Annotated in this window: 26 protein-coding genes; all 26 read left to right on the top strand. The window is 71.2% G+C overall.

The annotated features are described in order from the left end of the window. The first annotated feature begins 89 nt into the window (after positions 1-89). On the top strand, positions 90-629 hold the full coding sequence (gene pyrR, locus FBY40_RS10200; RefSeq protein ID WP_141938470.1) for a bifunctional pyr operon transcriptional regulator/uracil phosphoribosyltransferase PyrR: 540 nt from the start codon (positions 90-92) through the stop codon (positions 627-629). Then, positions 626-1,591, top strand: a complete 966-nt coding sequence (locus FBY40_RS10205; protein ID WP_141938471.1) for an aspartate carbamoyltransferase catalytic subunit — start codon at positions 626-628, stop codon at positions 1,589-1,591. Before pyrR ends, FBY40_RS10205 begins: the two co-directional genes overlap by 4 nt. Beyond that, positions 1,588-2,919, top strand: coding sequence for a dihydroorotase (locus FBY40_RS10210; RefSeq protein ID WP_141938473.1), 1,332 nt, complete (start codon positions 1,588-1,590; stop codon positions 2,917-2,919). Before FBY40_RS10205 ends, FBY40_RS10210 begins: the two co-directional genes overlap by 4 nt. Next, a complete protein-coding gene (locus FBY40_RS10215; protein ID WP_141938475.1) occupies positions 2,916-3,419 on the top strand; it encodes a PH-like domain-containing protein in 504 nt (167 codons plus the stop codon). Before FBY40_RS10210 ends, FBY40_RS10215 begins: the two co-directional genes overlap by 4 nt. Continuing rightward, positions 3,416-4,612: a glutamine-hydrolyzing carbamoyl-phosphate synthase small subunit gene (gene carA / locus FBY40_RS10220; RefSeq protein WP_141938476.1), complete on the top strand. Its 1,197-nt coding sequence runs from the start codon at positions 3,416-3,418 to the stop codon at positions 4,610-4,612. Before FBY40_RS10215 ends, carA begins: the two co-directional genes overlap by 4 nt. Then, positions 4,612-7,899, top strand: a complete 3,288-nt coding sequence (gene carB, locus FBY40_RS10225; protein ID WP_141938478.1) for a carbamoyl-phosphate synthase large subunit — start codon at positions 4,612-4,614, stop codon at positions 7,897-7,899. Before carA ends, carB begins: the two co-directional genes overlap by 1 nt. Further along, entirely contained in the window at positions 7,896-8,753 is an 858-nt protein-coding gene (pyrF, locus tag FBY40_RS10230) for an orotidine-5'-phosphate decarboxylase (RefSeq protein ID WP_141938480.1), read from the top strand. The genes carB and pyrF overlap by 4 nt, the downstream gene beginning before the upstream one ends. Further along, positions 8,750-9,649 (top strand): guanylate kinase, encoded by a 900-nt coding sequence (gmk, locus tag FBY40_RS10235; RefSeq protein ID WP_141938481.1) that lies wholly within the window; start codon positions 8,750-8,752, stop codon positions 9,647-9,649. Before pyrF ends, gmk begins: the two co-directional genes overlap by 4 nt. 74 nt (positions 9,650-9,723) lie before the next feature. Then, positions 9,724-10,578, top strand: coding sequence for an ABC transporter ATP-binding protein (locus FBY40_RS10240; RefSeq protein WP_141938483.1), 855 nt, complete (start codon positions 9,724-9,726; stop codon positions 10,576-10,578). Continuing rightward, the gene (locus FBY40_RS10245; protein ID WP_141938485.1) at positions 10,575-11,627 is read left to right on the top strand and encodes an aliphatic sulfonate ABC transporter substrate-binding protein; all 1,053 of its coding nucleotides are present in this window, start codon (positions 10,575-10,577) and stop codon (positions 11,625-11,627) included. Before FBY40_RS10240 ends, FBY40_RS10245 begins: the two co-directional genes overlap by 4 nt. A 65-nt stretch (positions 11,628-11,692) precedes the next feature. Further along, positions 11,693-12,514 carry an ABC transporter permease gene (locus FBY40_RS10250; RefSeq protein ID WP_141940126.1) on the top strand — a complete coding sequence of 274 codons (822 nt, stop codon included), beginning with the start codon at positions 11,693-11,695 and terminating at the stop codon, positions 12,512-12,514. After that, positions 12,511-14,511, top strand: a complete 2,001-nt coding sequence (acs, locus tag FBY40_RS10255; protein WP_141938487.1) for an acetate--CoA ligase — start codon at positions 12,511-12,513, stop codon at positions 14,509-14,511. Before FBY40_RS10250 ends, acs begins: the two co-directional genes overlap by 4 nt. A gap of 29 nt (positions 14,512-14,540) precedes the next feature. After that, entirely contained in the window at positions 14,541-15,872 is a 1,332-nt protein-coding gene (locus FBY40_RS10260) for an O-acetylhomoserine aminocarboxypropyltransferase/cysteine synthase family protein (RefSeq protein ID WP_141938489.1), read from the top strand. Next, positions 15,869-16,477: a CoA-binding protein gene (locus FBY40_RS10265; RefSeq protein ID WP_141938491.1), complete on the top strand. Its 609-nt coding sequence runs from the start codon at positions 15,869-15,871 to the stop codon at positions 16,475-16,477. The genes FBY40_RS10260 and FBY40_RS10265 overlap by 4 nt, the downstream gene beginning before the upstream one ends. An 84-nt stretch (positions 16,478-16,561) precedes the next feature. Beyond that, complete coding sequence (gene rpoZ / locus FBY40_RS10270) at positions 16,562-16,816, top strand: DNA-directed RNA polymerase subunit omega (RefSeq protein WP_124293224.1); 255 nt, start codon at positions 16,562-16,564, stop codon at positions 16,814-16,816. A gap of 81 nt (positions 16,817-16,897) precedes the next feature. Beyond that, positions 16,898-18,091 carry a methionine adenosyltransferase gene (gene metK, locus FBY40_RS10275; RefSeq protein WP_141938493.1) on the top strand — a complete coding sequence of 398 codons (1,194 nt, stop codon included), beginning with the start codon at positions 16,898-16,900 and terminating at the stop codon, positions 18,089-18,091. 31 nt (positions 18,092-18,122) lie between these two features. Then, complete coding sequence (locus tag FBY40_RS10280) at positions 18,123-20,108, top strand: primosomal protein N' (RefSeq protein ID WP_141938494.1); 1,986 nt, start codon at positions 18,123-18,125, stop codon at positions 20,106-20,108. 8 nt (positions 20,109-20,116) lie between these two features. After that, a complete protein-coding gene (fmt, locus tag FBY40_RS10285; protein ID WP_141938496.1) occupies positions 20,117-21,040 on the top strand; it encodes a methionyl-tRNA formyltransferase in 924 nt (307 codons plus the stop codon). Further along, a complete protein-coding gene (locus tag FBY40_RS10290; RefSeq protein WP_141938498.1) occupies positions 21,037-22,401 on the top strand; it encodes an RsmB/NOP family class I SAM-dependent RNA methyltransferase in 1,365 nt (454 codons plus the stop codon). Before fmt ends, FBY40_RS10290 begins: the two co-directional genes overlap by 4 nt. A gap of 46 nt (positions 22,402-22,447) precedes the next feature. Next, on the top strand, positions 22,448-23,146 hold the full coding sequence (gene rpe / locus FBY40_RS10295) for a ribulose-phosphate 3-epimerase (protein ID WP_268815535.1): 699 nt from the start codon (positions 22,448-22,450) through the stop codon (positions 23,144-23,146). Between the two features lie 13 nt (positions 23,147-23,159). Beyond that, positions 23,160-23,753, top strand: coding sequence for a hypothetical protein (locus FBY40_RS10300; protein WP_141938509.1), 594 nt, complete (start codon positions 23,160-23,162; stop codon positions 23,751-23,753). Positions 23,754-23,799: 46 nt separating this feature from the next. Continuing rightward, positions 23,800-24,063 carry a phosphoribosyl-ATP diphosphatase gene (locus FBY40_RS10305; RefSeq protein ID WP_141938510.1) on the top strand — a complete coding sequence of 88 codons (264 nt, stop codon included), beginning with the start codon at positions 23,800-23,802 and terminating at the stop codon, positions 24,061-24,063. Positions 24,064-24,104: 41 nt separating this feature from the next. Further along, entirely contained in the window at positions 24,105-24,947 is an 843-nt protein-coding gene (hisG, locus tag FBY40_RS10310; protein WP_124293231.1) for an ATP phosphoribosyltransferase, read from the top strand. 1 nt (position 24,948) lies between these two features. Further along, complete coding sequence (hisF, locus tag FBY40_RS10315; RefSeq protein ID WP_141938511.1) at positions 24,949-25,743, top strand: imidazole glycerol phosphate synthase subunit HisF; 795 nt, start codon at positions 24,949-24,951, stop codon at positions 25,741-25,743. Beyond that, positions 25,740-26,129: a phosphoribosyl-AMP cyclohydrolase gene (hisI, locus tag FBY40_RS10320; protein ID WP_141938512.1), complete on the top strand. Its 390-nt coding sequence runs from the start codon at positions 25,740-25,742 to the stop codon at positions 26,127-26,129. Before hisF ends, hisI begins: the two co-directional genes overlap by 4 nt. Continuing rightward, entirely contained in the window at positions 26,126-26,752 is a 627-nt protein-coding gene (locus FBY40_RS10325; protein WP_141938514.1) for a Trp biosynthesis-associated membrane protein, read from the top strand. The genes hisI and FBY40_RS10325 overlap by 4 nt, the downstream gene beginning before the upstream one ends. Positions 26,753-26,785 lie beyond the last annotated feature (33 nt).

Here is a 26,785-nt window from a genome sequence, read left to right on the forward strand (position 1 = left end):
GCGGGGGAACCGGGGCGGGTCCGGTAGGCTGAGGAGTGGTAACCGGCAACCTTTAAATCCGTCCCGTGAGGCGGAGAAGGGAGCGGCGGATGACCGTGCGCACCGTGCTGCACGACGCCGACATCACTCGGGCGTTGACTCGGATCTCCCACGAGATCCTCGAGTCCAACAAGGGACCCGAGGGTCTGGTCATTCTGGGGATCCCCACGCGCGGCGTCCCCCTCGCAGAACGCATCGCCGCGTTCGTGACCGAGTTCGGCGGCGCCCGCGTCCCCGTCGGGGCGCTGGATGTCACGATGTACCGCGACGACCTCCACCGTCATCCGACGAGGGCGCCCCGCCCCACCCAGATCCCGCCGGGCGGGATCGACGGGGCCGTGGTCGTGCTGGTGGACGACGTGCTCTTCTCGGGCCGGAGCATCCGTGCAGCCCTCGACGCCCTCCAGGACATCGGTCGGCCCGCCGCCGTGCGATTGGCGACCCTCGTCGATCGGGGGCATCGCGAGTTGCCGATCCGCCCCGACTTCGTCGGCAAGAACCTCCCGAGCGCCCGTGAGGAGCGGGTCAACGTGCGCCTCCGCGAGATCGACGGCGAGGATTCGGTCTCGATCGAGGGGAGCGGAGCATGAGACATCTGCTGGACACCAAGACCCTCGACCGGCAGGCCGCGATCGGCATCCTCGACGTCGCCGAGGACATGGCCGACACCCAGAACCGCGAGGTCAAAAAACTTCCGACGCTGCGCGGCAAGACGGTGGTGAACCTCTTCTTCGAAGACTCGACCCGCACCCGCATCTCCTTCGAAGCGGCGGCCAAGCGCCTGTCGGCCGACGTCATCAACTTCTCCGCCAAGGGCTCGAGCGTGTCGAAGGGCGAGTCTCTGCAGGACACCGCTCAGACACTGCAGGCGATGGGCGCCGACGCGGTCGTCATCCGCCACGGCGCCTCGGGCGCCCCGCGCACGCTCGCCACGAGCGGGTGGATCACCGCGGGAGTGGTCAACGCCGGTGACGGCACCCACGAGCACCCCACCCAGGCGCTCCTCGACGCGTTCACGATCCGCAAGCGCCGCTTCGGCGATGGCAGTCGCGGCCGCGGTCTCGACGGCATCCGCGTGACGATCGTCGGCGACATCCTCCATTCCCGGGTCGCCCGCTCCAATGTGTGGCTGCTCACCGCGCTCGGTGCCGACATCACCCTCGTCGCTCCGCCGACGCTCATCCCGCAGGATGTCTCGGACTGGCCGGTCACGGTGCAGTACGACCTCGACCGGGCGATCGCCGACGGCCCGGACGCGGTGATGATGCTGCGGATCCAGCTCGAGCGCATGCGCGCGGCCTACTTCCCCACCGAGCGGGAGTACGCCCGGGTCTGGGGCCTGTCACGGCAACGGGTCTCGGCCCTTCCGACCGATACGATGGTCTTGCACCCCGGCCCGATGAACAGAGGGCTGGAGATCGCCCCCGAAGCCGCGGATTCCGAGCGATCGACGGTGCTCGAGCAGGTGACCAACGGTGTGTCCGTGCGGATGGCCGTGCTGTATCTCCTGCTGGCCGGCGAGCGCGACGACGAGAGAGAGGACGGACGATGAGCGCCCCTCACCCCGTCAGCCCGGCCCCCCTCCTCATCCGCGACGCTGCGCCGCTCGCCGGAGCTCGTGTGGACATCCTCATCGAGGGCGGTGTGATCGCCGAGATCGGCCCTGGCCTCAGCCGGGCGGGTGCCACGGTGATCGACGCCGACGGGCTGATCGCCCTCCCGGGCCTGGTCGACCTCCACACCCACCTGCGTGAGCCCGGATTCGAGCACGCCGAGACGATTCTGACCGGCTCGCGTGCGGCGGCGGCCGGCGGCTACACCACGGTGTTCGCGATGCCGAACACCTCGCCCGTGGCCGACACCGCGGGCGTGGTCGAGCAGGAGCTCGCGCTCGGTGAGGCCGCCGGGTACGTCACGGTGCAGCCGATCGGCGCCGTCACGGTCGGGCAGCGCGGTGAGAGCCTCGCCGAGCTCGGCGCCATGGCGCACTCCCGAGCGCGCGTCCGTGTGTTCAGCGACGACGGGTTCTGCGTGTGGGATCCGCTGATCATGCGCCGGGCGCTCGAATACGTCAAGGCGTTCGACGGCGTCATCGCCCAGCACGCGCAGGACCCACGGCTCACCGAGGGCGCGCAGATGAACGAGGGCGCCGTTTCGGCAGAACTCGGCCTCGCGGGCTGGCCCGCGGTCGCGGAGGAGTCGATCATCGCCCGCGACGTTCTCCTGGCCGAGCACGTCGGCTCGCGCCTGCACGTCTGCCACCTCTCCACCGCCGGGTCGGTCGACATCATCCGGTGGGCAAAGCGCCGCGGGGTGGCCGTGACGGCCGAGGTCACCCCGCACCACCTGCTGCTGACCGACGAGCTCGTCCGCGGGTACGACGCCCGGTTCAAGGTCAACCCGCCGCTCCGCCGTGACGAAGACGTGCGCGCCGTGCGGGAAGGCCTTGCGGACGGCACGATCGACATCGTGGCCACTGATCACGCCCCGCATCCCGCCGAGGCGAAGGCGTGCGAATGGCAGGCTGCCGCCAATGGAATGGTCGGACTCGAGAGCGCGCTGCGGGTCGTGCACGAGGCGATGGTCGACACCGGGATGCTGGGATGGAGCGACGTCGCCCGGGTGATGTCGGAGGCGCCGGCCCGCATCGGCCGCCTCGCCGGCGCGGGCACGCCGCTCGCCGCCGGACAGCCGGCGTCGCTGACCCTCTACGACCCGGCCGCGCCGCGCCCGTTCACCGCGGCCGACCTGCGCGGTCGGAGCGAGAACTCGCCGTACCTCGGCCGCGCCCTTCCGGGAGAGGTCCGCTGGACGTTCCACCGCGGGGTGGTCACCGTCGCCGACGGAGCCGTGCTCGATAAGCCCGGGGTGCACTCGTGACCCGCGAGGGTGCACTCATCGTCACCCTGATCGGGGTCGGCGCTGTCCTTCTCCTTCTCGTCTGGGCCTGGCGCCGACGATCGCGTCGTGATGCGGGGCTGGCCGCGCCGGTGGGGACACCACCCGAGACCGCGGCCGAGCTCGCGCGCTTCGGTGTGCTCTACGTCGCCACCACGCGCCACGACGAACCGCTGGAGCGTCTCGCGATCCGCCACCTGGGCTTCCGCGCCCGCGGCGAGGTCACCGTCACCGACGGCGGCGTCGCGCTCGACCTCGACGGCGCCCCCCGGCTCTTCCTCGCCACCGCCCGCCTCGCCGCCGTCGACCAGGCCACCGTCGCCATCGACCGTGTCGTCGAGTCGGGCGGCCTCACCCGCCTCGTCTGGCGGCTCGACGACGGCACGCCCGTCGATTCCTACTTCCGGCCGCAGGAAGCCTCCGCACAGGCCCTTGCGACCGCCATCCGACCCCTCGTTCCCCCGACTGGAGACGACACATGACCCGGCTCCCCACCGCAGGACTTCTCACGACCGATCCCGCCGTCCTCGTCCTGGAGGACGGCACCCGTCACACCGGGCGGGCGTACGGCGCGCGGGGGACGACCCTCGGCGAGGTCGTCTTCTCCACCGGCATGACCGGCTACCAGGAGACCCTGACCGACCCGTCGTACGCCGGCCAGATCGTGCTGCAGACCGCCCCGCACATCGGCAACACGGGCATGAACTCCGAAGATGTCGAGTCGCGCCGCATCTGGGTGTCCGGCTACATCGTCCGCGACCCCGCGCGCGTGGTGTCGAACTGGCGCTCCGAGCAGTCGCTCGACGACGCCCTGGCCGCTGACGGGATCGTCGGCATCAGCGGGATCGACACGCGGGCCGTCACCCGGCACATCCGCTCCGCCGGCAGCATGCGCGGGGGGATCTTCTCGGGCGAGGCCGCCGGCTGGGACGCCGAGGAACAGCTCCGCGTGGTGCAGGAGGCTCCGGAGATGACGGGGCAGAACCTCTCCTCGACGGTCTCGGTGACGGCCACGGAGGTCACACCCGCGCGCGGCGAGCGCCTCGGCAACCTTGCGGTGCTCGACCTCGGCGTCAAGCAAGCCACGATCGAGAATCTCGCCGATCGGGGTTTCGACGTGCATGTCCTGCCGCAGAACGCCACGATCGACGACATCCGCGCCATCGACCCCGTCGCGGTGTTCTACTCCAACGGACCCGGCGACCCGGCCGCGTCGGCCGATCATGTCGAGCTGCTGCGCGCTGTGCTCGATGACCGCCTTCCCTTCTTCGGCATCTGCTTCGGCAATCAGCTGCTCGGCCGCGCCCTCGGTCTCGGCACCTACAAGCTGCCCTTCGGCCACCGCGGCATCAATCAGCCGGTGCTCGACAAGGTCACCGGACGGGTGGAGATCACCGCCCACAACCACGGCTTCGCCGTCGACGCGCCGCTGGACGGGTCGTTCGAGAGCCCGCAGGGGTACGGGCGCGTCGAGGTGAGCCACATCGGTTTGAACGACAACGTCGTCGAGGGGCTTCGAGCCCTCGACATCCCTGCCTTCTCGGTTCAGTACCACCCCGAGGCGGCGGCTGGTCCGCACGACGCCAACTATCTGTTCGACCGGTTCCGCGACATGGTGCGTGCGCATCGTGACGCCCGCTCCGGCAACGGTGACACCCAGGAGAGCAACGACTGATGCCCAAGCGCGACGACATCCACAGCGTCCTCGTCATCGGGTCCGGCCCGATCGTCATCGGCCAGGCCGCCGAGTTCGACTACTCCGGAACCCAGGCGTGCCGGGTGCTGCGAGCGGAGGGGGTGCGGGTCATCCTCGTCAACCCCAATCCGGCGACGATCATGACCGACCCCGACTTCGCCGACGCGACCTACATCGAACCGATCACCGCTGACGTGCTCGAGACGATCATCGCCAAGGAGAAGCCCGACGCGATCCTCCCGACGCTCGGCGGCCAGACCGCGTTGAACGCCGCCATCTCGCTGCACGAGAAGGGGATCCTCGAAAAGTACGGCGTCGAGCTGATCGGCGCCAAGGTCGATGCCATCCGGAAGGGCGAGGACCGACAGGTCTTCAAGGAGCTCGTCATCGAAGCGGGCGCGGATGTCGCGGCAAGCCGCATCTGCCACACGATGGACGAGGTGCTCGCCGGCGCCGCCGAACTCGGCTACCCCCTTGTCGTGCGCCCGTCGTTCACGATGGGCGGCCTCGGATCCGGCTTCGCCTTCGACGAGGCCGACCTCCGGCGCATCGCTGGTGCGGGCCTCCACGACTCGCCCACCCACGAGGTGCTCCTGGAGGAGTCGATCCTCGGGTGGAAGGAGTACGAGCTCGAGCTCATGCGCGACACCGCCGACAACACCGTCGTGGTCTGCACCATCGAGAACGTCGACCCCGTCGGGGTGCACACGGGCGATTCGATCACCGTCGCGCCGTCGCTCACCCTCACCGACCGCGAGTACCAGAAGCTCCGCGACATCGGCATCGACATCATCCGCGCCGTGGGCGTGGACACCGGCGGCTGCAACATCCAGTTCGCCGTCAACCCTGATGACGGCCGCATCATCGTGATCGAGATGAACCCTCGGGTGTCGCGCTCCTCCGCCCTGGCCTCGAAGGCTACGGGCTTCCCGATCGCGAAGATCGCCGCCAAGCTCGCCATCGGCTACCGCCTGGATGAGATCCCGAACGACATCACCCGGGTGACGCCGGCGAGCTTCGAGCCGACGCTGGACTACGTCGTGGTGAAGGTGCCGCGCTTCAACTTCGAGAAGTTCCCGGCTGCCGACACCACGCTCACCACCACCATGAAGTCGGTGGGCGAGGCGATGGCGATCGGTCGCAACTTCACCACCGCCCTGCAGAAGGCCCTCCGCTCGCTGGAGAAGCGCGGCTCGAGCTTCCACTGGGGCCCCGAGTCCCGGTCGGTGGACGAGCTGCTGGAGGCCGCGAAGACCCCCACGGACGGACGCATCGTTCTGGTCCAGCAGGCGCTCCGCCTGGGTGCCACCCCGGAGCAGGCGTTCGACGCCACGGCGATCGATCCGTGGTTCCTCGATCAGATCGTGCTCATCAATGAGGTGGCAGACCTCATTCGAGACGCCCCCGAGCTGGATGACGCGACGCTGCGGCTGGCGAAGGATCACGGTTTCAGCGACGCTCAGATCGCGCAGCTGCGCGGGATGACCGAGGCCGAGGCGCGCGGCATCCGTCACGGGCTCGGCATCCGCCCGGTGTACAAGACCGTGGACACCTGCGCGGGGGAGTTCCCGGCGCTGACGCCGTACCACTACTCCAGCTACGACGCCGAGACCGAGATCGCCGCGTCGGAGCGCACCAAGGTCGTCATCATCGGTTCGGGCCCGAACCGCATCGGCCAGGGTGTGGAGTTCGACTACTCGTGCGTCCACGCCTCGTTCGCCCTCGCCGACGCCGGGTTCGAGACCATCATGGTCAACTGCAACCCCGAGACCGTCTCGACCGACTACGACACCTCCGACCGGCTGTACTTCGAGCCGCTCACCCTGGAGGACGTGCTCGAGGTGCTGTACGCCGAGTCGCAGTCGGGGGAGATCCTCGGCGTCATCTGCCAGCTGGGCGGGCAGACGCCGCTCGGTCTCGCCCAGGGGATCGAGGATGCCGGGTATCGGATCCTCGGCACGAGTCCCGCCGCAATCGAGCTGGCCGAGGAGCGGGAGTTGTTCTCGCGCCTCCTCGATGACGCCGGCCTCGTCGCGCCGCGCAACGGCACGGCGATCGACGTCGAGCAGGCCGTGACGATCGCCGAGGAGATCGGGTACCCGGTTCTCGTTCGTCCGAGCTTCGTGCTCGGGGGCCGTGGCATGGAGATCGTCTACGACACCCCGAGCCTGCGGGACTACTTCGTGCGCATCGCCGATCAGGCGATCATCGGTCCGAGGATGCCGCTGCTGGTCGACCGGTTCCTCGACGACGCGATCGAGATCGACGTCGACGCCCTCTACGACGGCGACCGGCTCTACATCGGCGGCATCATGGAGCACCTCGAGGAGGCCGGCATCCACTCCGGCGACTCCAGCTGCGCGCTTCCTCCGATGTCGCTCGGCCGCAGCGACATCGACCGCGTGCGCGAGGCGACCCTCGCCATCGCGCACCGTGTGGGGGTGCGTGGGCTGCTGAACGTGCAGTTCGCGATCAGCGCCGGAGTGCTCTACGTCATCGAGGCCAACCCCCGTGCGAGTCGCACGGTGCCGTTCGTCTCCAAGGCTCTCGGGATCCCGCTGGCCAAGGCCGCCAGCCGCATCATGGCGGGCTCGACGGTGGCCGAGCTCGTGACCGAGGGGCTTCTCCCCGAGCCCGACGGCTCGCGCGTGCCCCTGGGAGCACCCGTCGCCGTGAAGGAGGCGGTGCTGCCCTTCAAGCGGTTCCGCACCCGCGATGGACAGATCGTCGACTCGGTTCTCGGGCCCGAGATGCGCTCCACCGGTGAGGTGATGGGGATCGACCGCGACTTCCCGACCGCGTTCGCCAAGAGTCAGGAGGCCGCATACGGCGGGATGCCACTGACGGGCACCGTCTTCATCTCGGTCGCCGACGGCGACAAGCGTGCCGTGATCCTTCCCGCCCATCGTCTCCAGGAGCTCGGGTTCGACCTCGTCGCCACGGAGGGAACCGCGGAGATCCTGGGGCGCAACGGCATCCAGGTGCGGGTGGTGAACAAGTACTCCGCGACGCAGGCGACGGGGGAGACGAACATCGTCGACCTCATCAACGCCGGCGACATCGACATCGTCGTCAACACCCCGAGCGGCGGGCTCGCGCGTGCCGACGGCTACGAGATCCGTGCGGCGGCGGTCGCGGCCGACAAGGCCCTGTTCACCACGATGGCCGTGCTCGGTGCCGCCGTGAGCGCCCTCCCGGTGCTGCGTGAGGGATTCGCGGTGCGGAGCCTGCAGGAGTACGCCGCCGATCGGGCGGAGGCCCGGTGACCGGTTTCGCCGAACGGCTGCGCGCAGCCCTCGACACCCACGGGCCCCTCTGCGTCGGGATCGACCCCCACGCGCACCTCCTCGCCGAGTGGGGCCTCGATGACACCGCCGCCGGGGTTCGCGACTTCGGGCTGCGGACAGTCGACGCGGCGGCTGGACGCGTCGGCGTGGTGAAGCCCCAGGTGGCCTTCTTCGAGAGGTTCGGGGCTGCCGGCTTCGCCGCGCTGGAGGAGACGCTCGCCGCCGCACGTGCGGCGGGGCTCATCGTCATCGCCGACGCCAAGCGGGGCGACATCGGCAGCACGATGGCCGCGTATGCGGCCGCGTGGCTGAACCCCGGCTCACCATTGGAAGCCGACGCGCTCACCGTCAGTCCCTACCTCGGACCCGATTCGCTCCGCGAGACCCTCACCGGCGCTGTCCGCGCGGGCAAGGGCGTTTTCGTCCTGGCCGGCACCAGCAACCCCGAAGCGACGTCGTTGCAGACCGCGCACCCCGTGGATGTGGCGGCGGAGGAGGGCCAGACCGTCGCCGCGCGGGTCGCCCGCGATGTCACGTGGGTGAACGGCTCGGCAGCCTTCACCGGCGACCTCGGTCCGATCGGACTCGTGGTCGGTGCGACGGTGGACCGGTGGGAACTCGGGCTCACCGACGACCTGCTCCGCGGTGCGCCGATCCTCGCGCCCGGTTTCGGAGCCCAGGGCGCCGAGCCCGCCGACCTGCCGCGCCTGTTCGGGGCGCTCTCGCGCAACGTCCTGGCCAGCGAGAGCCGCAGCATCCTCTCCGCCGGACCGACGAATCTCGCCGCTCGGATTGACGAGCGGCAGGCTCTGTACCGGGAGGGACAGTCGTGACATCGTCCCGTCGCCCGCCCGAGGTCGACCGCCGCGCCGCATCGGAGCGGGCGGTTGCGGCGCGACGCGGCCGCGCTGCGCTCAAGCGCGACCTGGCCACCCGCGTCATCTCACCCCAGGAGCTCACCCGGCGTGCCTTCGCCGCTCCGGATTCGCCCGCCGGGACGTTGCGCGTCACCGAGTTCCTCACCGCGCTGCCGGCGATCGGGGAGGGCAAGCGCGACCGCATCCTCGAATCCCTCGCCATCTCGCCGGTCAAGCGACTCGGCGGGCTCGGCGCCCGCCAGCGCCGCGCACTGACGGCCTTCCTCGACGAGCGGTGGCCCGAGCCCGAGCCGCGAACGGGCCGGAGTCGTCTGATCGTGCTGGCCGGCCCGACCGCGGTGGGGAAGGGCACGGTCGCGACGCACATCAAGACGCATCACCCCGAGATCCTGCTGTCCGTCTCCGCGACGACGCGTGCACCGCGACCGGGGGAGCGCGACGGCGAGCACTACTACTTCGTCGACGACGGCGAGTTCGACAGACTCATCGCCGAAGGCCAGCTCCTCGAGTGGGCCACGGTCCACAACTCCCACAGGTACGGCACCCCCCGCCGGCCGATCGAGGAGGCGCTGGCGGCGGGCCGCACCGTCCTGCTCGAGATCGACCTCCAGGGCGCGCGGCAGGTCCGGGCGGCGGAGCCGTCGGCGACGCTCGTCTTCCTCCTGCCCCCCAGCTGGGACGAACTGGTGAACCGACTCGTGGGGCGCGGCACCGAGGATGCCGAGGAGCGGGCCCGACGCCTGCGCACCGCGCGGGTGGAGCTCGCGGCCCAGCCGGAGTTCGACTACCGCGTGGTCAACGACGACGTCGCCCGGGCGGCGTCCGAAGTCGTTTCGCTCGCCGCGCACTGACTTCGCGCACCCCGACGTTTCAGAACGTTACGTCCGAGATGTCGTGAGGGCGTCGTGGTCGGCAGTCTGTACGCATGCCCACCCCGATCTCCCGCGTCATCGACGTGCCCACCGCCGGCCGAGGCCGCGGTGCGGTGCGTGTCGCCGGAGTGTCGCGGACCTTTCCGACGCCCGTGCCGCTGCCGGTCCTGCGCGGAGTCGACCTGACTCTCGCGCCCGGTGAGATCGTGGCCGTCGTGGGGCCTTCCGGGTGCGGCAAGTCGACGCTCCTGCGCCTCCTCGCGGGGCTGGACGCCCCGACGTCCGGGGTGATCGAGCTCGACGACGCCCCCGTCCGCGACACCGACGAGCGCACCGCCGTGGCGTTCCAGGAACCGCGCCTCCTGCCGTGGCGCACGATCGCCGACAACGTCGCCCTGGGACTGTCCCGGGGGATCCGCGGGACGGAGCGCCGCGACCGCGTCGCCGAGCTCCTCGACCTCGTCGGTCTCGGCCACGCCGCCGAGCGTCGCCCGCGCGAAGTCTCCGGCGGCATGGCCCAGCGCACCTCCCTCGCCCGGGCGCTGGCCCGGGGCCCGGAGGTCCTGCTGCTCGATGAGCCCTTCGGCGCCCTCGACGCCCTCACCCGCCTGCGCATGCAGGACCTGCTGCTGCAGATCCACGCCGCACGGCCCACCACCGTCCTCCTCGTCACGCACGATGTCGAGGAGGCGCTGTACCTGGCCGATCGCGTGCTCCTGCTGCGGTCGCTCGGCGACGACACCGCGGCGTCCTCGATCGCCCGCATCGTCGAGGTGCCGGGGTCACGTCCGCGCGACCGCGCCGCCCACGAGTTCACCACCCTGCGCGCCGAGCTCCTCGAAGGACTCGGCGTCGACACCCACCACAGCACACCCGACACCCGCACCCCTGCCGAGGAGACCCGATGAGCACCATCGCCCGCCGCACCGTTCCCGCCCTCGCGATCGCCGGGACGATCATGCTCGCCACGACCGGGTGCCTCGCCGGGGAGAGCGCCGGCGCGTCCAACCTGGATGCCGCGGGCTCGGCCGGCGCGGAGAGCACCGAGTGGTCCACCGACACCCTGTCGATCGACTTCGCCACCTACAACCCGCTGAGCCTGATCGTCCGCGATCAGGGACTCATCGAAGAAGCCCTCGGCGATGACGTCACGGTCGAGTGGGTGCAGTCCGCGGGCTCGAACAAGGCCAACGAGTTCTTGCGCGCCGGCTCGATCGACGTCGGTTCGACGGCGGGCTCGGCGGCTCTGCTCGCGCGCGCCAACGGCTCGCCCATCAAGGTGATCGACATCTACTCGCAGCCCGAGTGGTCCGCCCTCGTGGTGCCCTCGGGAAGCGACATCACCTCGGTCGCCGACCTCGCCGGGAAATCCGTGGCCGCCACCCCGGGCACCGATCCCTACTTCTTCCTCCTCCAGGCTCTCGAGACCGAGGGACTGACGGTCTCGGACATCCAGCTGCAGAACCTTCAGCACGCCGACGGCCGTGCCGCCCTCGACGCCGGCTCGGTCGATGCGTGGGCGGGCCTGGACCCGATCATGGCCGCCGCGGAGGCGGAGTCTGGCGCCGAGCTGCTCTACCGGAACGTCGACTTCAACTCCTACGGCTTCCTCAATGCCACCGAGCAGTTCCTGACCGACCACCCCGACGTCGCGCAGGTCGTCGTCGACGCGTACGAGGAGGCCCGCGCGTGGGCCCTGGAGAACCCCGACGAGACCGCGGCGCTCCTCGCCGAGGTCGCCGGCATCGACCCCGCCGTCGCCGAGACGGTGATCACCGAGCGCTCCAACCTCGATGTCAGCGGCATCCCCGGCGATGACCAGCTGGCGGTGCTGGAGAAGATCGGTCCGGTGCTCGTCGAGTCCGGGTCGATCCAGGGCGGTCAGGCCGCGGTCGACGACGCGCTCGCCAGCCTCATCGACGACAGCTTCGCCCGCGCGGCCACGGAGGACCAGTGAGCACCGACGTCCGACTCGATCGCGCTCCCGGTCTCGATCACGTCGCCGACCAAAGCGGGCCGGCCGTGACGGCCGCTCCGGTCACCGCCCCCGTCGCTGCGGCGACGGGGGCTCCCGCGCGCCGGGAGTTCTGGGCCCGGCCCGGGGTCCGCGTCATCGGCGGCCTCGTCGTTCCGGGCCTGCTTCTCCTCGCTTGGCAGGTCGCCTCCAGCACCGGGGCCATCCCGGCCTACCGGCTGCCGCCGCCCGCGACGGTCGTCACCGCGGCGGTCGAGATGGCGCAGACCGGCGAGCTGTGGCTGAACATCGCGATCTCGGTGCAGCGCGTCCTCCTCGGATTCGCTCTGGGCTCGGTCATCGGCATCGCTGCCGCCGCTCTGGTAGGCCTCACCCGCATCGGTGACGTGCTGCTGAGCCCGTCACTCGCGGCGCTTCGGGCCATCCCGTCACTCGCGCTCGTCCCGCTGCTGCTGCTGTGGATGGGGATCGGCGAGGAGTCGAAGGTCACCCTCATCGCGATCGGTGCCTTCTTCCCGGTCTTCACCACCGTCGCCGGCGCCCTCCGTCACGTCGACGCGCACCTGGTGGAGATGGGGCGGTCCTTCAGCCTGCGCGGATGGGACCTGTTCCGCACCGTTCAGCTCCCCGCCGTTCTCCCGGCTCTCGTGTCGGGCCTGCGCCTGGGGATGGCGCAGGCATGGCTCTTCCTCGTCGCCTCGGAGCTTCTGGGAGCGGCGATGGGCCTCGGGTTCCTTCTCACGATCTCGCAGCAGACCGGACGGGTGGATCGCATCCTCCTCACCATCGTGCTGCTGGCACTCCTCGGCGCGCTCTCCAACGCCATCCTGAGCGTGGTGCAGAAGCGGCTGCTGCGGCGGTGGGCGTGACCCCCGCGCAGACCCTCGACCGCTCCTCGCTGCGCTTCGCCCCGCCGGCGGAGCTCGCAGCGCGCGCCAACGTCACCGCCGAGGCCTACGAGCGCGGCGCCATCGATCCGCTGGGGTTCTGGGACGAGGCAGCGCGGCGCCTTCACTGGACGACCCCGTGGCAGCGCACCCTGGAGTGGACGCCGCCCGATCCCGCCGACCCCGCGGTGATCCCCACGGCGCAGTGGTTCGGCGGCGGGCGACTGAATGTCGCGGTCAACTGCGTCGACCGGCACGTCGCGGCCGGTCGCGGCGACACGGTGGCGCTGTACTTCGAGGGAGAGCCGGGAGATCGCCGTCGGGTCACCTACGCCGACCTCCAGCGCGACGTCGCACGCGCCGCTCACGCCCTGAGCGCGCTCGGCGTCGGGCCCGGCGACCGGGTCGTGGTCTACCTGCCCGTGCTCGTCGAGACCGTCGTCGTCGCGCTCGCCTGCGCGCGGATCGGGGCGGTGCACTCCCTGGTGTTCGGGGGCTTCTCCGCCGAGGCGCTCCGCTTCCGCCTCGAAGACACCGGCGCGAAGGTGCTCGTCACCTCCGACGGGCAGTTCCGACGCGGAGCCGCGATCGAGGTCAAATCCACCGCGGATGCCGCGGCTGCGGGTCTGGCAGACCTCGAGCACGTCGTGGTGGTCCGCCGCACCGGGCATGACGTGCCGTGGAGGACAGGGCGCGACCTCTGGTGGCACGAGATCACGGCGGCGCAGCCCGACGTGCACGCCGCGAGCGACGTCGATGCGGAGCATCCGCTCTTCATCATCTACACCTCGGGCACGACCGGCCGGCCCAAGGGGCTCGTCCACACCTCGGGGGGATATCTCACCCACGCATCGTGGGCGCACTGGGCCCACTTCGATGCCAAGGCCGACGACGTCCACTGGTGCACCGCCGACCTCGCGTGGGTCACCGCGCACACGTACGAGCTGTACGGACCGCTCTCCAACGGTCTCACCCAGGTGATCTACGAGGGAACGCCGGACACGCCCGACCGGACGCGTCACCTGGAGATCATCGAACGCTACGGCGTGACGGTGTACTACACCGCCCCGACGCTCATCCGCACCTTCATGGCGTGGTTCGGCGAGAGCCTGCCCGCCGGATTCGACCTGTCGAGCCTGCGCCTCCTCGGCACGGTCGGCGAGGCGATCAACCCCGCCGCGTGGCTGTGGTTCCGCGAGACCTTCGGTCGGGGAGAGCTCCCCGTCATCGACACCTGGTGGCAATCCGAGACCGGTGCGGCGATGGTCGCCCCGCTTCCGGGCGCGACGACCCTCGCGCCCGGCTCACCCACACGCCCGCTCCCGGGCATCGACGTCGCCGTGGTCGATGACGACGGGGCCGAGATCGCCCCGGGCGGGGCCGGCACCCTCGTGGTGAGACGCCCGTGGCCGGGGATGGCCCGCACCGTGTGGCGCGACCCGGCACGGTACCGGAGCGCCTACTGGTCGACCTTCGCCGGCCGCGGCGAATGGGGCGGATACTACGTCGCCGGCGACGGCGCGACCCGCGACGAGGACGGCAACATCCGCATCCTCGGTCGCCTCGACGACGTCGTGAACGTCTCGGGGCACCGGCTGTCGACCATCGAGATCGAGTCGGCCCTGGTCGCCCGCGACGACGTCGCGGAGGCGGGCGCCACCGGCGTCACCGACGCGGTGACGGGTCAGCGCGTGGTGGTCTTCGCCGTCGCCGCCGGCCACGAGCGACCCGACGAGGCGACGCTCCGCGACGAGGTGGCCCGGGCGATCGGTCCGGTCGCCCGCCCTCACCGCGTGGTGTGCGTGCCGGAGCTCCCCAAGACCCGGTCGGGCAAGATCCTCCGGCGCCTGCTCGCACAGCTCTGGGAGGCCGACCTCGATCGGCGTGCCGGGCGCACGCCGGCGCCGCTCGGCGACACCACCTCCCTGCAGAATCCCGAGGCCGTCGCGGCGATCGCCGCGGCCCTGGCCGCCCACTGACCCCCGACTCCTTCTTCGGAACAGGACCCATGACAAACGACCATCGCTTCGGCTTCCGCACCCGCGCCCTGCATGCCGGCGGCACGCCCGACGCCGCCACCGGCGCCCGGGCCGTTCCGATCTACCAGAGCACCTCGTTCGTCTTCGACGGCGCGAAGGATGCGGCGAACCTCTTCGCTCTGCAGAAGTACGGCAACATCTACTCGCGTATCGGCAACCCCACCGTCGCGGCCCTCGAGGAGCGCCTCGCCTCCCTCGAGGGGGGCATCGGCGCGGTGGCGACGGCGTCGGGCATGAGTGCGGAGTTCATCACCTTCGCCGCCCTCGTCGGCGCGGGTGACCACGTCGTCGCATCGGCGCAGCTGTACGGCGGCACGGTCACGCAGCTGGATGTGACGCTCCGTCGTTTCGGCGTGGAGACGACCTTCGTCGCCTCCACCGAACCGGCCGACTACGCCGCCGCCATCCGGCCGGAGACCAAGGTGCTCTACGTCGAGACGATCGGCAACCCGTCCGGCTCCATCGCCGACATCGAAGGACTCGCCGAGGTCGCCCACGCCGCCGGCATTCCGCTGGTCGTGGACTCCACCCTCGCCACGCCCTACCTCGCGCGCCCGCTCGAACACGGCGCCGACATCGTCATCCACTCGGTGACGAAGTTCCTCGGTGGCCACGGGACGACCCTCGGCGGTGTGGTGATCGAGAAGGGCACGTTCGACTGGGGCAACGGCAAGTTCCCGCAGATGACCGAGCCGGTGGCCTCGTACGGCGGCATCCGGTGGTGGGACAACTTCGGCGAATACGGCTTCCTCACCAAGCTCCGCAGCGAGCAGCTGCGCGACATCGGACCGGCCCTGAGCCCCCAGTCGGCGTTCCAGCTCCTGCAGGGGGTCGAGACGCTCCCGCAGCGGATCGACGCCCACCTGGCCGGGGCGCGCATCGTCGCCGAATGGCTGAACGAGGACCCCCGGGTCTCCTACGTGACCTGGGCGGGGCTCGCCGAGCACCCTCACCACGAGCGCGCGCGACGGTACCTGCCGCTCGGCCCGGGATCGGTCTTCGCCTTCGGCATCCGCCCGCAGAGCGCCGGCGGCGCGAGCGAGCCCGATGCGGCCCGCGCGGCGGGGGAGCGGTTCATCGACTCCCTGCAGCTCGCCTCGCACCTGGCCAACATCGGCGATGCGCGCACTCTCGTCATCCACCCCGCTTCCACGACCCACCAGCAGCTGAGCGCCGAGCAGCTGAGCGCGGCGGGCGTCCCCGCCGACCTCGTGCGCATCTCGGTGGGGCTGGAAGACCCCGAAGACATCCTGTGGGACCTCGACCAGGCCCTGACCGCCGCGACGGGAGCGACCCGATGACCGATCTGTCCTGCGCCCTGCCCTCCGTGCGTCCGCCGGTCGCGCCCGACGAACAGCCCGTCACGACGGACGGCGCGGCGTGCGCGCTGCCCTCCGCCGCGGTGCCGGGCCGCGCATGGCAGGGTCCCGGCCCGCAGGAGCGCTTCGAGATCCTCCGGCGCACGCGATCGGTCGCGATCGTCGGCGCCTCGGACAACCCGGCGCGGGCCAGCTTCTTCGTCGCGACCTACCTGCTGGGGAGTGCGCCGTACGACGTGTACTTCGTCAACCCGCGCGCCGACTCCATCCTCGGACGGCCCGCTTACGCGTCGCTGGCGGATCTGCCGGTCACCCCCGACCTGGTCGACGTCTTCCGTCGCCACGACGACCTGCCGGGCGTCGCGGCCGAGGCGGTCGCTGCCGGGGCGAAGACCCTGTGGCTGCAGCTCGGCTCGTGGCACGAGGGCGCCGCCGCCATCGCCGAGGAGGCCGGACTGTCGGTCGTCATGGATCGATGCGTCAAGATCGAGCACGCGCGGTTCCACGGGGGACTCCACCTCGCGGGATTCGACACCGGGGTGATCAGCTCACGGCGTCAACTGCTCAGCCGACGCGCGGACCTGTAGAATGGGCGGATGGCGCGGCTCGGCCGACCGCCCCGCGCCCGAGGACTTCTCCGCCGACATCCTTTCGAACCAGGAGGTTCAGCCATGGCCGGAACCAACCAGGGCATCATCGAGCCCCCCATCGACAGCCTTCTCGAGAAGGTCGACTCGAAGTACCAGCTCGTCATCTACGCCGCACGTCGCGCGCGTCAGATCAACGACTACTACTCCGACCTGCACGAGGGGAACCTCTTCGACAACGTCGGTCCGCTCGTGGACTCCACGGTCGAGGACAAGCCGTTGACGATCGCCCTTCACGAGATCAACGAAGACAAGCTGCGCCTGCGCGCCGCCGAGTAAGTCGTTCTCGAGTCCCTGCCCGGGGTGGCTGTCGGCCACCCCGGGCATACTTGTGCCGTCCCCGCGAGATCTGGAGCATCGATGACCTCACTGCGTCTGTTCACGTCCGAATCCGTCACCGAGGGGCATCCCGACAAGATCTGCGACCAGATCTCGGACAGCATCCTCGACGCGATCCTCGCCGAAGATCCGCACGGTCGGGTGGCCGTGGAGACCCTCGTGACGACGGGTCTCGTCCATGTCGCCGGCGAGGTCTCCACGGCCGCCTACGTCGAGATCCCCGCGATCGTGCGCTCCGTCGTCAACCGCATCGGCTACACCTCCAGCGACACCGGCTTCGACGGTGACTCGTGCGGAGTGAGCGTCTCGATCGGAGCGCAGTCCTCCGACATCGCCGCGGGCGTCGACAAGGCGTTCGAGCGGCGCGAGGGCGGATCGATCGACCCGAACGACGAACAGGGCGCGGGCGACCAGGGCATCATGTTCGGCTACGCCACCACCGAGACCCCGCAGCTCATGCCGATGGCAGCGTGGACCGCGCACCGCATGGCCGAGCGCCTGGCGGCCGCGCGACGCGACGGCAGCCTTCCCTTCCTCCGCCCGGACGGCAAGACCCAGGTCACCCTGGGCTACGACGGCGCGGTACCCCGCACCGTCGAATCGGTGGTGCTGTCCACCCAGCATCACCCCGACATCTCCCAGAAGGCCCTGCGGGGCGCGGTGCGCGATGAGGTCATCGAACCGGTGCTCGAGGCCACGGGGCTCGACGTGTCGGGTGTGAAGTTCTACATCAATCCGGCGGGACCCTTCGTCGTCGGCGGCCCGAAGGGCGACGCCGGTCTCACGGGGCGCAAGATCATCATCGACACCTACGGCGGCGCCGCCCGCCACGGGGGTGGAGCCTTCAGCGGGAAGGACCCGTCGAAGGTCGACCGCTCGGCGGCGTACGCGATGCGGTGGGTGGCCAAGAACGCCGTCGCCGCCGGGCTCGCCGACCGTCTCGAAGTGCAGGTCGCCTACGCGATCGGCAAGGCGAAGCCCGTGGGTCTGTACGTGGAGACGTTCGGTACCGGTCATGTGGCCGACGAGGTGATCACCGCCGCCATCCGCGAGGTGTTCGACCTGCGCCCGCGCGCCATCATCCAGCAGCTCGAGCTCCTTCGTCCGATCTACGCGCAGACGGCCGCCTACGGCCACTTCGGCCGTGAGCTCCCCGATTTCACCTGGGAGCGCACCGACCGGGTCGACGACCTGCGCGCCGCCGCAGGCCTGTGAGCCGGGTTCATCCGGGAGGGGCTCCGCGCGCATGACCGGGGCGCGGGTGGCGCGGGTCCTCATCGATTCCCCGCTGCCGCAGCTGGACCGTCTGTTCGACTACGCCGTGCCCGCTGCCTTCGCGGGGGAGGTGGCGCCGGGCGTCCGCGTGAAGGTTCCGCTGCGCAGCGCCGGTCGGGTCGTGGACGCCTACGTCGTCGAGGTCGATGACGAACAGGATGTCGCCGAGCGGCCGCTCTCCGACATCGACGCCGTCGTCTCGCCGGTCCCCGTCCTCCCCGCGGGGCTCTACCGACTCGCTCGACGAGCGGCCGACCGGGCCGCCGGGTCGGCCTCCGACATCCTGCGCCTGGTGATCCCCAAGCGCATGGTGCGCGCCGAGAAGGTGTGGCTCGCGAGCGAGAGGGCGGCCGCGCCGCAGGTCTCGCCGGACGCCGAGAACTCGGCCCGCGCGACGCTCGACCGATTCCCCGGGCTCGCGGCGGCGCTGCGCGCCGGAGAACGACTCGCCGTCGACGCGCCGCCGCACCCGGTCACCACCCCGGCGGGCCAGGTCGGCGGGTGGGCGGATCTCCTGGCGGCGGCGGCGGTCGAGACCCTCGCGGCGGGGAGGAGTGCCGTCGTGGTCGTCCCCGACCATCGCGACCAAGCGCAGATCGAGCGCGCCCTGGCCTCTCGCGTGGACGCGGAGGCCGTCGTCCGAGACGACGCGCGCCAGTCGGGCCCCGCCCGGTACGCCGGCTTCCTGCGGATGCTCTCCGACGCCCCCTGCATCGTCGTCGGCAACCGATCCGCCGTCTACGCCCCGGTGCACCGCATCGGCCTCGTGGCGATCTGGGACGACGGTGACCCGCTCCTGGCCGAACCGCTGTCGCCCGGTGTACACGCGCGTGACGCCGCCCTCATCCGGCAGGAGATGGACGGCTGCGCGCTGCTCTTCGCCGGCCACACCCGCACCACCGATGTGGAGCGGCTCGTACAACTCGGCTTCGTCCGCGACATCCCCGCGGCGCGTCGCCGCTCGCCCCGGGTGGTGCTGAGCGCCACGCAGGAGGGGGAGCGCCGCGGAGTGCGCATACCCTCGAGTGCGTACCGGGCCGCTTCAGACGCCCTCGCCCACGGGCCGGTCCTCGTCCAGGTCGCGCGGCCCGGATACGCCCCCGTGCTGGTGTGCGCCGAGTGCCGCCGGCCCGCCCGGTGTCGGCACTGCGAGGGGCCGCTGCACGCGCGGAGTGTGGGTGCGGTGCCCGAGTGCTCGTGGTGCGCGCGCGCGGCGCGAGCCTGGACCTGCGTGCACTGCGGCTCCGAGAAGGTGCGACTGGCCTCATCGGGAAGCGAGCGAACGGCTGAGGAGCTCGGCCGCGCCTTCCCCGGTGTCCGCATCGTGATCTCCGACGGCCGACACGCGGTGGAGGACGTCCCCGCCGCTCCCGCACTCGTGATCGCCACCCGCGGCGCCGAGCCTCCCGCCGAGGGCGGCTATCGTGCCGTCGTGCTCCTGGACGGCGAACGGATGCTGCTCTCCGACGACCTGCGGATCGGCGAAGCAGCGCTCCGGTGGTGGTCGAACGCCGCCGCCCTCGCCGCGCCCGATGCCCCGGTGCATCTGGTCGGTGTCACCGGCGCCGTCGCCCGAGCCCTCGCGACCTGGTCGCAGGCGGCCTACGCCCGCTCGGAGCTCGCCGCGCGGGCGCCGCTTCGGATGCCGCCGGCGGTTCGGGTGGCCGCGGTCGACGGCGATACGCCGAGCGTCGAGGCGGCGGTGACGGCGCTTCGTCAGGCCGTCCCCGCTCTGGACGATGACAGCATCCTGGGCCCCGCCCCCCGCGGCGAGGGCGGGGTACGAGCCCTGGTGCGGTTCGACTACCGCGTGGGTGCCGACGTCTCCGAATCCCTCCGCTCCTCCGTCGTCGCGGCCGCGCTCCGCACCCGTCGCGCCCGTGGTCGCGCCCCGGCATCCGGCGGTGTGCCGCCTACACTCAGAGTGCGGGTGGACCTGCCCGACCTCGATCTGTGAGAGCCCCTATGCGTCTCGTCTTCGCCGGAACCCCCGCACCGGCCGTGCCGTCATTGCGCCTCCTTCACGCGTCATCCCACGAGATCGTCACCGTCGTGACCCGAGAAGACGCGCCCCTGGGGCGCAAACGCGTACTCACTCCGTCGCCGGTCGCCACGGTCGCCGAGGAACTCGGTCTGCCGCTTCTCAAAACCGGTCGATTGGATGACGCGGCGACGGCCGCGATCGAACGCGTCCACCCCGACCTCGGGGTCATCGTGGCCTACGGCGGCCTCGTACGCGAGCCGCTCCTGTCGACGCCTCGCCACGGCTGGATCAACCTCCATTTCTCACAGCTGCCGCGGTGGCGAGGTGCCGCGCCGGTACAGCACGGTCTGATCGCCGGCGACACCGAGATCGCCGCCAGCGTCTTCCGGCTCGTGGCCGAGCTCGATGCCGGCGACGTCTTCGACGAGGTGGTGCTCCCCACGCCCGAGGGTGCCACCGCGGGGGAGGTGCTGGAACTCCTCGCCGACCGGGGAGCGACTGTTCTGCGTTCGGTCGTCGATGCGATCGCCGACGGGTCGGCGACGGCCCGGCCCCAGCTGGGCGCGCCGACGTTCGCGCCCAAGCTCGGCGACGTCGACGGCCGCCTGGACTGGAACGGCACGCGCGATGAGGTGCTCCACCGGTTCCGCGGGGTGACGCCCGAGCCGGGCGCCCATACGACCCTCGACGGGGCCCGGGTGAAGGTGCTGCGCGCTCGGGCGGCCGTTTCCGACGCGCCGCGCCTGTCGCCGGGGCGCCTGGCGGCGCACGGTCGCACGGTCATCGTGGGGACTGCCACCGAACCGGTCGTGCTCGAAAGCGTCCAGCCCGCCGGGCGCGGGCCGATGGTCGCCGGTGACTGGTTCCGGGGACTGCGGCAGAGCGAGCCGGTGCTGGGGTCATGAGCGCTCTGAATCCCGCCCGGCTCGTGGCCTTCGAGACGATCCGCTCCGTGCACGACTCCGATGCCTACGCCAACCTGCTTCTGCCCACCGCGATCCGCCGCGCCGGGCTCGACGCCGCCGACGCGGGGCTCGCGACCGAGCTCACCTACGGAACGCTCCGCCGCGAGAACACGTACGACGCGGTCATCGCCGTCGCCGCCGCACGCGCGGTCGACCTCATCGATCCGCCCGTGCTCGATGCCATCCGTCTCGGCGTCCATCAGCTGCTCTCGACCCGCGTCGCCTCGCACGCGGCGGTCAACGAGTCCGTCGAGCTCGCCCGCCGGGCTGCGGGACGAAGCGCCGGGGGCTTCGCCAACGCGGTGCTCCGGCGGGTCTCCCGCGACACTCCAGGCGACTGGATGACCCGGATCGGCGAGACCGCGCGCTCCGACGACGAGCGACGGGGCCTGCTCACCTCCCACCCGGTCTGGGTCGTGCGCGCCTTCCGCCGGGCGCTGGCAGCCGAAGGACGCGCCGATGAGCTCGACGACCTCCTTCTTGCCGACAACGCCTCACCGCGGGTGACCTTCGCCGCGCTCCCGGGGCTCGCCGAGGTGCCGCCGGGCGCGCGGCGCACCGACTTCTCGCCCCTCGGATTTCGCTCGCCAGGCGGCGACCCCGAAGCCCAGGTGACCGCGTCGGGCGGCCGCATCCGCGTACAGGACGAGGGATCGCAGATCGCCGCCCTCGCTCTCACCCGCGCCCGTCCGGCGCAGGCGGGGGAGCGGTGGCTCGACCTGTGCGCCGGCCCGGGCGGCAAGACGGCGATCCTCGCAGCCGAGGCTCTCGCGGCAGGCGCGCAGCTCGAGGCCAACGAGGTCAACCCCGCCCGTGCGGGGTTGGTGCGGCGATCCGTCGCCGGAGTGCCGCTCGACGTCCCGGTCAGCGAGGAGGACGGTCGCACCCGGGCACGCGCCGGCGGGTACGACCGCATCCTCGTCGATGCTCCCTGCACGGGCCTCGGTGCGCTGCGCCGGCGCCCGGAGGCCCGCTGGCGCAAATCACCGTCCGACGTCGCCGACCTCGTCGATCTGCAACGCGGGCTCCTCGAGGCGGCGATCGACGGGCTGGCGCCCGGGGGCCTGGTGGCCTACGTCACCTGCTCGCCGCACCTCGCCGAAACCGCGGGGGTCGTCGCGGACGTCCTCCGGGCGCGCGGCGACGACGTCGAAGAGCTCGATGCCCGCGCCGTCATCACGGCGTTCAGCGCGACCGACCCCGACCTCCTTCCCCAGGTCGACGGATCGGGCCGGGCGCAGCTGTGGCCGCATCGGCACAACACCGACGCGATGTCGATCTCGCTGCTTCGACGGCGCTGACGATCGCGCGTCGGGCATCACCGCGGGGTGCCGACATAATGGTCCGGTGCACGCCGACCACGACTCTGCCGCAGCAGTCAGGATCAATCCCAGCATCCTGGCCGCGGACTTCGTCCACATGGCCGACGATCTCGCCCGCATCGCCGCCGCCGATTTCGTGCACGTGGATGTCATGGACAATCACTTCGTCCCGAATCTGACTTTCGGTCCGCAGATGGTCCAGCGCATCCAGGACACCAGCCCCGTCCCGCTCGATGTCCACCTCATGATCGACGACCCCGAACGGTGGGCGCCGGGGTACGCCGAGATCGGCGCCGCCTCGGTGACCTTCCACCTCGAGGCGGCGAGCGAACCTGTCGACGTCGCGCGGCGTCTGCGCGCGATCGGCGCCCGGGCCGGGGTTGCCGTCAAGCCCGCGACCCCGGTCGAGTCGCTCTACGACGTTCTCGACGAGTTCGACCAGATCCTCGTGATGACCGTCGAACCGGGATTCGGCGGGCAGTCCTTCCTGCCCGAGACGATGCCCAAGCTCAGCGCGCTCGCGGCCGAGGCGAGACGTCGCGGGTCCCAGGTGTGGCTGCAGGTCGACGGCGGCATCGGCGAATCCACCATCGCGCAGGCTGCTGAGGCCGGTGCCGACACCTTCGTCGCCGGATCGGCGGTCTTCGGCTCCGACAACCCCGAGCGGGCGATCATCGCGCTGCGTGATCAGGCACGCCATCACCACCGTCACCCCCGCCGCTGATCGGAGAACACTCATGACCGACCGCTCCGAGGACCCACCCGCAGGCTCCCGGCGGGAGCCCGGCGACGGTGCCACTGAGGCGGTGTCGTCTTCGAGCACCGAAGCGCTCCGCGTGGCAGGGGCTCGCGGAGCGAGGTGGCTGCTGTCGGCCTACAGCGGTGAGCACGGCATCTACGGCGTGGTCCTCGTGACCGCCCTCATCGGCGCCGAGATCGAGGCGCCCACCGACCTCGACGTCATCTGGTTCGTCGCCGGAACGGTCGGGGTCTTCTGGCTGGCGCACATCTACGCCGCCGTCGTCGCCAGCCGGGCGCGCAGGCCCGTGCCCCCGCTGCACGAGGGCATCCGTGACGGCGTGCGCCACTCCGGCGGAATGGCGCTGGCGATGCTCATCCCGGTCTTCCTCCTCGCCACCGGCACCTGGGGTGTTCTGGACGAGTGGACGGCCTACTTCCTGGCGCTCGGCAGCGGTGTGGTCATCCTGGGGCTGATCGGCTACTTCAACGCCCGGCGCAACGGGGCGACGTGGCCGTGGCGGATGCTGGGCGTCCTCGCGACGACGCTGCTGGGGCTGCTCGTCATCGGCCTCAGCATCCTCGTCCACTGACACCCCGCCGCGCCGGTCGGGCCCGCCCGTTCGCTACCCTGGCATGGTGAAGACTTTCGACGCGCTGTTCGCCGAACTCACGGCGAAGGCCGTCGAGCGTCCCGCCGGATCGGGGACCGTCGCCGAGCTGGATGCCGGCGTCCACGCCATCGGCAAGAAGATCGTCGAAGAGGCTGCTGAGGTGTGGATGGCCGCCGAGTACGAATCCGACGAGCGCACCGCCGAGGAGATCTCACAGCTGCTGTACCACCTGCAGGTGATGCTCGTCGCAAAGGGACTCACGCTCGAGGACGTGTACCGACATCTCTGAGCGGTCCTCCCGTCCGTTCTCTCTCCCGAAAGCCGCCCCCCATGCTCAGAATCGCCGTGCCCAACAAGGGCTCCCTCGCCGACACCGCCTCGGCGATGCTCCAGGAGGCCGGGTACACCGGCCGACGTGATCCCAAGGATCTGCACGTCATCGACCCTGAGAACGAGGTCGAATTCTTCTATCTGCGTCCGAAGGACATCGCCACCTACGTCGGTTCCGGCGCGCTGGATGTCGGCATCACCGGCCGCGACCTGCTGCTGGATGCCCGCATGCCGGGCGCCCGCGAGATCGAAGCGCTGGGGTTCGGCGACTCGACCTTCCGCTTCGCAGGTCCCCCCGGACGCTTCACCGATGTCGACGACCTCGAGGGCGTGCGGGTGGCCACCGCCTACCCCGGGCTCGTCGACGGCTTCCTCGACGAGCGCGGCGTCGCCGTCGATCTTGTTCCGCTGGACGGCGCGGTCGAGTCGGCCGTGCGCCTCGGGGTCGCCGACGCGGTGGCCGATGTGGTCTCGACGGGGACCACGCTGCGACAGGCCGGGCTGGAGATCTTCGGACCGGCGATCCTGCAGTCCGAGGCGGTGCTCATCGGGGCACCGGTCGAAGCGGAGGGTACCGAGACCCTCCTGAGGCGATTGCGCGGTGTCATGGTCGCCCGCCGATACGTGCTCATCGACTACGACCTGCCCGCCCGGCTCATCGACGAAGCGGTCGCGGTCGCGCCCGGCATCGAGTCGCCGACCATCTCGCCGCTGCGCGATCCGGAGTGGGTCGCGGTGCGGGTGATGAGCCCGCGCAAGGGTGTGAACCAGGTGATGGACGCCCTGTACGCCATCGGCGCGCGGGCGATCCTGGTGACCGAGATCCACGCGGCGAGGCTGTGAGATGACCCTCGCCACCCGCATCATCCCCTGTCTCGACGTCGCCGGCGGTCGCGTCGTGAAGGGTGTGAACTTCGTCGATCTGCGTGACATGGGCGACCCGGTCGAGCTCGCCAAGGCCTACTTCGACCAGGGCGCCGACGAAGTCACCTTCCTCGACGTCACCGCGACCGTCGACGAGCGCGCCACGACCTACGACGTCGTCCAGCGCACGGCGGAGCAGGTGTTCATCCCCCTGACGGTCGGCGGGGGAGTGCGATCGACCGACGACGTCGCACGCCTGCTGTCGGTGGGAGCCGACAAGATCGGCGTGAATTCCGCCGCGATCGCCCGTCCCGATCTGCTCGACGAGATCGCCGACCGTTTCGGCGCGCAGGTGCTGGTGCTCTCGCTCGATGTCAAGCGGGTCTCACCCGATCGTCGCGCCGGCTCGGCGTCGGGCTTCGTGGTGACCACCCACGGCGGTCGCACCGAGACCGACCTGGATGCGCTCGTCTGGGCCCGGGAGGCTGTGGAGCGAGGAGCGGGCGAGCTGCTTGTCAACTCGATCGACGCCGACGGCACCAAACAGGGTTTCGATCTGGAGCTCATCGCGGCGATGCGCGAGGTGGCTCGCGTCCCCGTCATCGCGTCCGGTGGTGCCGGCGCCCTCGAGCACTTCGCTCCCGCGATCACGGCCGGAGCCGACGCGGTCCTGGCCGCCTCGGTGTTCCACACCGGTCAGCTGCGGGTCGGCGAGGTGAAGGAGGCGATGGTGCGCCAGGGCATCGCCGTACGCCGAACGGAGAGGGAGCGATGACCGGGGCCGACCTTTCCGGGGATGTCGAGGATCGCATCGCTCGCGTGCGCTTCACCGATGACGGCCTCGTCGCGGCGATCGTCCAGCAGTGGGACACCCGCGAGGTGCTCATGCTCGGATGGATGGATGCCGAAGCGCTGCGTCGCACGCTGACCGAAGGCCGGGTCACGTTCTGGTCGCGATCGCGACAGGAGTACTGGCGAAAAGGCGACACCTCCGGCCACGCGCAGTTCGTCCGCGGCGCGCGGCTGGACTGCGACGGCGATGCGATCCTCGTCGAGGTCGATCAGGTCGGGGTCGCCTGTCATACCGGCACCCGGACGTGCTTCGACGCGGACGACCTCGACCCGGCGGTCGGCACGTCGCCCGTCGGCGATCCGTCGTGAGTGCCTCCGCAGGGTCGCGCGGCGGCGCGTCGGCCCGGCCACGCTCTCTGGCGGTGCTGCTCATCCTGGCCGCCGGCGCGATCGGGGTGATCGCCTCGACGCAGACCTGGCTGACGGTGACGATCGAGGACGGGGCGCGCGACCTGCTCCCCGTCAGCGGCGCAGCCGCGCTTCCCGTGCTCGCGCCCCTCAGTCTGACCGCCCTGGCACTGGGCGCGGCCCTCGCGATCGCGGGCACCGTGCTGCGTTACGTCTTCGGGGTCCTCACCGTCGTGATCGCCGTGACCCTCGGCGTCGCCACCGGTGTCGTCGCCCTCAAGGCACCCGTTGCCGCCGTCGTCTCGGCGGTGACGGAGGCGACCGGGATCGCGGGCGTCGAGGCCGTCGACGCCCTCGTCACGGAGATCTCCACCACGCCGTGGCCGCTCATCACGCTCGCGGCATGCGCCGTTCTTCTCGGGGCCGGCGTGCTGATCCTCGCCACGGCGCACCGTTGGCCGGGCGCGGGGCGGAAGTACCGCACGACCGCGGAGGCCGCCGCACCCGACGGTGCGACCACCCGGCGCACCGAGGCGATCGACTCGTGGGATGAGCTGTCGCGCGGACAGGATCCGACGGTCTGACCGATAGACTGGCTGTGGTGTGTCCCGGCGTCC

It is taken from the genome of Microbacterium sp. SLBN-154 (genome assembly GCF_006715565.1).
GTDB lineage: Bacteria > Actinomycetota > Actinomycetes > Actinomycetales > Microbacteriaceae > Microbacterium.

Excerpts from the sequence above, each read along its gene's own strand:
- FBY40_RS10205 (WP_141938471.1), top strand. The coding sequence starts at position 626 with ATGAGACATCTGCTGGACACCAAGACCCTCGACCGGCAGGCCGCGATC.
- hisI (WP_141938512.1), top strand. The coding sequence starts at position 25,740 with ATGACCGGGGCCGACCTTTCCGGGGATGTCGAGGATCGCATCGCTCGC.
- fmt (WP_141938496.1), top strand. The coding sequence starts at position 20,117 with ATGCGTCTCGTCTTCGCCGGAACCCCCGCACCGGCCGTGCCGTCATTG.
- carB (WP_141938478.1), top strand. The coding sequence starts at position 4,612 with ATGCCCAAGCGCGACGACATCCACAGCGTCCTCGTCATCGGGTCCGGC.
- FBY40_RS10260 (WP_141938489.1), top strand. The coding sequence starts at position 14,541 with ATGACAAACGACCATCGCTTCGGCTTCCGCACCCGCGCCCTGCATGCC.
- FBY40_RS10245 (WP_141938485.1), top strand. The coding sequence starts at position 10,575 with ATGAGCACCATCGCCCGCCGCACCGTTCCCGCCCTCGCGATCGCCGGG.
- FBY40_RS10290 (WP_141938498.1), top strand. The coding sequence starts at position 21,037 with ATGAGCGCTCTGAATCCCGCCCGGCTCGTGGCCTTCGAGACGATCCGC.
- FBY40_RS10265 (WP_141938491.1), top strand. The coding sequence starts at position 15,869 with ATGACCGATCTGTCCTGCGCCCTGCCCTCCGTGCGTCCGCCGGTCGCG.
- FBY40_RS10280 (WP_141938494.1), top strand. The coding sequence starts at position 18,123 with ATGACCGGGGCGCGGGTGGCGCGGGTCCTCATCGATTCCCCGCTGCCG.
- hisF (WP_141938511.1), top strand. The coding sequence starts at position 24,949 with ATGACCCTCGCCACCCGCATCATCCCCTGTCTCGACGTCGCCGGCGGT.
- rpoZ (WP_124293224.1), top strand. The coding sequence starts at position 16,562 with ATGGCCGGAACCAACCAGGGCATCATCGAGCCCCCCATCGACAGCCTT.
- pyrR (WP_141938470.1), top strand. The coding sequence starts at position 90 with ATGACCGTGCGCACCGTGCTGCACGACGCCGACATCACTCGGGCGTTG.
- hisG (WP_124293231.1), top strand. The coding sequence starts at position 24,105 with ATGCTCAGAATCGCCGTGCCCAACAAGGGCTCCCTCGCCGACACCGCC.
- carA (WP_141938476.1), top strand. The coding sequence starts at position 3,416 with ATGACCCGGCTCCCCACCGCAGGACTTCTCACGACCGATCCCGCCGTC.
- metK (WP_141938493.1), top strand. The coding sequence starts at position 16,898 with ATGACCTCACTGCGTCTGTTCACGTCCGAATCCGTCACCGAGGGGCAT.
- FBY40_RS10210 (WP_141938473.1), top strand. The coding sequence starts at position 1,588 with ATGAGCGCCCCTCACCCCGTCAGCCCGGCCCCCCTCCTCATCCGCGAC.
- FBY40_RS10300 (WP_141938509.1), top strand. The coding sequence starts at position 23,160 with ATGACCGACCGCTCCGAGGACCCACCCGCAGGCTCCCGGCGGGAGCCC.
- FBY40_RS10240 (WP_141938483.1), top strand. The coding sequence starts at position 9,724 with ATGCCCACCCCGATCTCCCGCGTCATCGACGTGCCCACCGCCGGCCGA.